Annotated in this window: 6 protein-coding genes and 1 pseudogene; 2 read left to right on the top strand and 5 right to left on the bottom strand. The window is 61.6% G+C overall.

All coding sequences use genetic code 11. The features are described from left to right. Positions 1-174: pseudogene (locus tag AC1DZY_RS25715) on the top strand (IS5 family transposase); the annotation flags it as partial. 1 nt (position 175) lies between these two features. Here AC1DZY_RS25715 and AC1DZY_RS25710 read toward each other — a convergent pair. The 5 genes from AC1DZY_RS25710 to AC1DZY_RS25690 all read right to left on the bottom strand — a co-directional run bounded on the left by AC1DZY_RS25710 (position 176) and on the right by AC1DZY_RS25690 (position 4713). Further along, positions 176-1441, bottom strand: a complete 1266-nt coding sequence (locus AC1DZY_RS25710) for a three-Cys-motif partner protein TcmP (protein ID WP_476822991.1) — start codon at positions 1439-1441, stop codon at positions 176-178. Positions 1442-1468: 27 nt separating this feature from the next. Continuing rightward, entirely contained in the window at positions 1469-2257 is a 789-nt protein-coding gene (locus tag AC1DZY_RS25705; RefSeq protein WP_476822990.1) for a DUF5131 family protein, read from the bottom strand. A gap of 36 nt (positions 2258-2293) precedes the next feature. After that, positions 2294-2725 carry a PIN domain-containing protein gene (locus AC1DZY_RS25700; RefSeq protein WP_476822989.1) on the bottom strand — a complete coding sequence of 144 codons (432 nt, stop codon included), beginning with the start codon at positions 2723-2725 and terminating at the stop codon, positions 2294-2296. Further along, positions 2722-3021 (bottom strand): hypothetical protein, encoded by a 300-nt coding sequence (locus AC1DZY_RS25695; protein WP_476822988.1) that lies wholly within the window; start codon positions 3019-3021, stop codon positions 2722-2724. Before AC1DZY_RS25695 ends, AC1DZY_RS25700 begins: the two co-directional genes overlap by 4 nt. Positions 3022-3510: 489 nt before the next feature. After that, a complete protein-coding gene (locus AC1DZY_RS25690; protein ID WP_476822987.1) occupies positions 3511-4713 on the bottom strand; it encodes an RHE_PE00001 family protein in 1203 nt (400 codons plus the stop codon). A 298-nt stretch (positions 4714-5011) separates the two neighbouring features. Here AC1DZY_RS25690 and AC1DZY_RS25685 point away from each other — a divergent pair, with 298 nt between their 5' ends. Continuing rightward, positions 5012-6097: a tyrosine-type recombinase/integrase gene (locus tag AC1DZY_RS25685; protein ID WP_476822986.1), complete on the top strand. Its 1086-nt coding sequence runs from the start codon at positions 5012-5014 to the stop codon at positions 6095-6097. Positions 6098-6116 lie beyond the last annotated feature (19 nt).

The following is a 6116-nucleotide window of genomic DNA, read 5'->3' as shown; positions in this document are numbered from 1 at the left end:
GCGCCGCACGATGCCGAAAAATACAAGTGGCGCAATCTGATCGAGCGACTGTTCAGCAAGCTCAAGAACTGGCGGCGCGTCGCCACACGCTACGACAAGAGCAAGGAGTCCTACCTCGGTTTCGTCGCCATCGCCGCAGTCAAACTCTGGCTACCCTTTGTCCACGAAGCCTAGATCATTTCTTGGGGCCGCCCTTTGTCCCGGCGCTCAGAAACATCGGAAAGAAGCTGATCTGCTTCTTGATCTTGATCAGGTCATCGACGCCAATCGTATTGGCCTTCCTGCGCTCACCTCCCGCGGGAGTTATGACTTCGAGGTCCGGGTTCTCAATGATTGCAGCATGCACATCGTCAGCGTGTGCAGGCGTGATGTTGTAGATGCTTTCATAGAAATCCATGACCGGCATAGCGTCCCCGGATTCCGTGATAAGGCGCGGAATGTCTCCGAGAAGCTGATCCCTCGCCGATGCTCGACCGCTCAAATCGAAGAGGTAGAGAGTGCCTTCGTCGTGTTTTGGATCATAGGACAGCATGTTAAGGCCGGATCGACCGAAATGCGCCTGCAAGCTGGCATTGTCGTGAAGGATGTTATTGTAGACCTGTCTTGCGCGGTAAGCATTGGCGAAATGGATCAGCCAATATCGCCAACCTCCGGGGTTGTTGATCGAGAATGGGCTGACATAGGGTGCGCACAGTCGAAATGCGTCGAAGACGATCTTCTCGGCGGCGCCCAGCCAGTCCTTCTGACTCATCAGCCCGTCCAGCGCCTGGATGTCATTGCTTGTCAGGCCGAGATGGTCGAGTTGGGCGCGAAGGCGTTCGGGCTGGTCCTTCTGAAGGAACGCCAGCAAAGAACTAATAACGAAAGTGTAGAAGATCTCGGCCGCGGGATATGAGTGCATGATGTCGAGGATCGTGTTCCGCTCGACGTGGCTATGCCCACATTGATCGAGATTGAAGATGACGCTCCGATACCGGCCTTGTTCGAGCAAGCGTTTGATATCGGGATATGCGGCCTCGAAGAACTCGTTCAGATATTCGACACGCAGATGCAGTTTTGGGCAGGTCTGGCTGACCTCCGCCTGTACGGGCGCGATGTGGCTCTTCAAGAGCTCGACCGCGTCGCGGCTGGCATCATTGAATATAAGAAGGCATTCGACCTCGACGGCACCAAGCCCTTGAACCGCACGCTGCGTATTAACCGCCTCGAAGGCTCGCTTTAGTTCTTCGATGAAAATCAGCGGCGAGCCGGGCGAGCCGCACTGGTATCGGCCGCCGCCTGCAAAACCGTCGACAATGGCAAGCCGAAACCGTTCTTGCTKAGGCAGCCGGCAGCGGACGGTCAGATAGTCGAAGACATATTCGCGGAGGATCTTATGTTTACGACGTGAGTGCTCCTCAAGTTTTGCCCCCTCAGCCCATTCGTATCGTTTCTCCACCACCTGCGCGTCCCCCCGACGGAAATTGCTTTACATTGCGGCCGCACCTTGCGGAGGGGCTGGCATTTCATCCCAGGTTCGGCCGCGGTACTCTCGACCGTTGGCCTTTTTGGAGCGCCTTTTGTTGTCCTTGCCCCAGGTTCCCCACTGCTTGAAGAAAAAGGCGGTGCCATCTGTCAGGCACTGCCCGTAAATTTCATCGATCCATTCTTCCCTAATCGGTCGAGCGGATTTGCCGCTTTCGCCGCCCACGATTGCCCAATGAATGTCACGCAGGTCCACGGCGCCAACCGATCCAATCAGAGGCTCAAAGGAGATAAAGCGAATGGCCGCAGGCGCTCGGCGGAGATAGTCGACTCGGCTCACGACGTCCGCATTCTCAATGCTGGTGCCAAGCCAAACATTGGGCAGGATTTCGCCCATCCGCGAGGCGACAAGGGCTGCCATGCGCTCGGGGCGCTTAGTAAGGATCTGATAGTTGTGGCGCGGCGTCTCGCGCATGACCTTCCAGACCCCGAGGATGAACTCGTCGCTAACGCCCTCGTGAAAGAGATCGCTCATCGAGTTTACAAAGATTTTCCGCGGCTTTTTCCACCCATAGGGGATAGAAAGGGCCTCGCGGTCTTCCCGCACTACGCCATTCCACACCGTGCGCTTGCCCGTCTTTCGCGTAAGTCTTGCATATTTTGCGATGCCCATGGCCTCAAGGCGTTTGGCCATTTCCATCGCATAACAATGGGTGCAGCCTGCGGTGACGATCGAGCATCCTGCGACGGGGTTCCAAGTGGAGTCTGTCCACTCGATCTGAGTTTCAGCCATCTTGCCCTCCCGAGCATTCCTTGACCTGCCGCCGCATTAGACCGCTCCCCGGATCGGATTGACGATCTGGAGTCCGGCAAAGTCTTTTTCGTTATCCGTCACCACCACGCACTCGTTCGCACCGGCGACAGCTGCGATGATCATGTCCAGCCCGCTGCGCGGCTTGCCGGCCGCTCTTCCCTCTGCCATCAGGCGCGCCCAGATCAAACCTGCCTTGTCGTCGAACGGTAAGATGCGGCCCGCGAACAGGGCCTGCGGGCCCTCAGGTCCAGAGAACCAATCGTCGAGTGCGTCGCGCTTTTTGCCCCGTGGCTTCTCCAGAACCCCGCGAAGAATTTCCGCAACGGTCAGCGAGGCGATGAACAAGTCCTCGTCGCGCTGTCTCGACATCCATGCCAAGAGCGATTCCGACGGCTGTGATCTGACGACATTGCTGATGATGTTGGTATCGAGGAGGTAGCGTGTCACAGGTCGATCTTGCGCCCTTCTTCACGGGCCCGGGAGAGATCGAGATTAGTGCCCACGAGCGGCGAACGACGCAGTGCGGCCAGGATTCCACCAGGCTTCGGTGGGTCGCCAGCGATCGACCTGCTTACGGCGGCGCGGAGCTGTGAAGCCTCGGGCGTATCCTCGGAAAGCCGCCGCGCAAGCGACCGGATGAGGTCACGATCTGCGTCCCTGCCGAGCACTTCGAAGCGCGCCAAACCGCGTTCGCCAAGACGGAACCGGTAATTTTGGATTGCGCGTTTTTGTGAGCTTCCCATAGGATCCCTCGCTTATTTCCAGTAATATAGCCGGAGAGCGCACTTTCAGCAAGGTACGTAGGCGGCGCGCAGCCAAGTCATCACAAGAGCCACCACGTCCAGAGCTGCTGGCCGAAAATGGGATCACCAGCTCGATGGGGCGACCGTCACCAGCCGGAGACGAACGGATCGTACGCTTGGTCGCGCCCCACGTTGGGCCGAATTACCTGAGACGGATTTGCGGTTCGAAGGACTGCTAGCCCCCAGATTCGCGATCCACAATCCCTCATCGCCGTCTCAACCCTCAACGACTACGTCGCGCCGGTGGACCAAGGCTCGGAGCGGGAGAGTTCGTCACCAGGGGCTTGCAGCTCAGCCGATAGAACTCAAAGAGCGAGTAGAAAATGCTCCGGTTCGCGGTTTTCGAACCTCGTTGGGAATTGTAGGACGCGATCGATCGACAGCTCAACAAGGCGACGGCAAAAAAACGCCTAAGGCGCATAGTCTTTATTAAGTAATCCCCCAAGCCCGATAGCGCTTCCGGCCGGTGAGTTCGCGCGGCAGGCTGCCGCCGAGCTCTTTCAGCATGGCCTCAACCGCCTGCGGCGACACCTCTAGCCGGGCGGCCGCCAATTGCACCGTCACGAGCGGCGACGACACAAACAGGTCGACCAGCTCCGCCAATTTCGAATTCCCCCTCCTCCCCTCACACCTCCGCAGCATCACGGTCCGCGCCAGCGACAGCCGATCGAGATCGGCCTGCCCAAACACGGCTGCTTCGGCAAAGGCGCCGAGCAGCCCTTCGACCCGGACGCTGAGCGACAAGTGCGGGCTCCACCGAAACCGTCCCCGCCTGAGCCCCAGTCCAACGGCCGGCAAATGCGCTGAGCCCAAACCCCGCTGGCGCAACACGGTCGCGGCGAACGCAAAGCCGAGCTCGCTCGCGCGTTCCGACGGCTCGAGCCAAAGCCAGGCATCGAGCGCGAGGGCGGCCGCGAGCGCCGCCGGCAGCCCCCTGCCCTCTTCCAGGATTTTTTGCCAGCGCGCGAACCGCCCGGCGGCGTCATAGGCAGGATCGCGCAGCGACAAATTCTTGCGGCCCTCGTCGGAGGAAAAGTCGTTCCAGGCGTCGAGCTTTTTTCGCGTGCGCACCAAGAGCGCATCAATCTCGGCGAAGCCCGGATCGGCGGAATCTTCATCGTCCTCCCGGTCCAAGTCATGGTCATCGGCCTGGTCCTCCTCGTGGTCGTCCCGGCCGATCCGGTCCCAGGGTGCCGCGAGCTGTTTCGCGGCCACTGGGGCGGTCTCACGCCTGTCGGTCTGGTCCAGTCCCTCTGATCCTTCGATGCCGAGCCGCTGCCGAAGGGCGCTTGGTCTCAAAATCTCCGCAGGATCACGTCGCGCCAGGCGCCGGCGCTCGTCCAGGATGGCGGCAGCGCGGGCGATCTCGCGGGTCGGGCTTCGCACATCCATGCCGGCGTCGTGCAGGCACATATCCTCGAGCGGGCACAGGCCGCCGGTGAGGCCGATCAGGGCCTTGGCCTCAAAAGCGTGGCCGCGCTGGCGCGCGCCCTCGGCCAGGACGGGATTTGCGCGAAGCAAACGCTCGTCGAAGCGGGCGAGCGCGATCGCCGCGGTCTCGGCGGCTGCGGCGCAGTCGCTAACCAGGGCTTGGCGCTCAGCGCGAGAGAGATCGTAGTGGGTTGAATTCATACCTAAAAATCTATCATATCCAATCCAAATAGTCATTCATTTGTTTCACACCGACACTCACCAACCTGTACTCATCACTCACGATAAGAACCTATTATCGATAGTGATAGACATACGCTCGGAAATCGGCGATTCTGGCGCTCCAAAACGCCGCCGGCGACGTCAGCCGGGCTTACCGTCGACGAAATCGGCCCTCGCGAGCCGCACAGGAGCGCCCGTGACCTCGACATCCCTGCTCTCGGCCGAGACCGAAACGCGACGTGCCCTGCAGCTCGACGCGCTCGCCGGCATCCTCCCGATGGAGCGCCGCGACAAGCTCGCCACCATCCTGACCGACGACGACGTCGCGACGCTTCGGCACCTGGCCAAGGAGGGCATGGGCGAGAACTCGCTGCGCGCGCTGGCGTCGGATCTCGCCTATCTCGAGGCTTGGTCGATCGCAGCTACCGGCTCGCCCCTGCCCTGGCCGGCGCCAGAAGCGCTGGCGTTGAAGTTCGTCGCCCACCACCTTTGGGATCCCGCGCGTCGCGCCGAGGATTCTTCGCATGGCATGCCAGCCGACGTGGATGAAGCGCTCCGCGCCGGTAACCATCTACGTTCTGACGGGCCCCATGCGAGCTCCACCGTCAAACGGCGCCTGGCACATTGGGCAACCCTGCATCGCTGGAAGGGGCTTGAGAGCCCGCTCGGCACCCCGGCGATCCGCAGCAGCGTGCGCCTGGCGGTCAGGGCCAGCGCAAAACCGCGCCGGCGCAAAAGCAAGCGTGCGGTGACGCGCGACATTCTGGACCGGCTGATCGCGACCTGCCAGAGCGACCGTCTCGCCGACACGCGCGATCTCGCCATCCTGCTTGTCGCCTTCGCATCGGGCGGGCGTCGGCGCAGCGAGGTGGCGCGGCTGCGCCTCGAGCAGTTGAGCGACGAGAGCGATGTCCCGATCGATCCCGATGATCAAGACTCCCCGCGCCTGCCCTGCCTGGCGATATCGCTTGGCCGGACTAAAACAGCCCAGGCCGACGATGACGCCCGGGTGCTGCTGATCGGACCGCCCGTGGCGGCGCTGCGCGAGTGGATCGAGCGGGCCGACATCAAGAAGGGGGCGGTGTTCCGGGCGATCGACCGCTGGGAGGCGATCGACGATCGAGCGTTGACGCCCCAGGCGATCAACCTGATCCTGAAACGCCGCTGCACCATGGCCGGACTCGATCCGGTCGAGTTTTCCGCTCATGGGCTGCGCTCGGGCTATCTGACCGAAGCGGCGCGCAACGGCGTCGCCCTGCCCGCCGCCATGCGCCAGTCTCAGCACCGCTCGGTCCAGCAGGCGGCGCGCTACTACAACGACGCCGACCAGGCCCTGGGCAAGGCCGCAAGGCTGGCAATCTAAAACTTCCTTTTGGGGCCGA

Source organism: Allobosea sp. P2_A10, from assembly GCF_056405115.1.
Note: the sequence above shows the minus strand (reverse complement) of the source record. Positions and strands in the feature narration are given on the sequence as shown.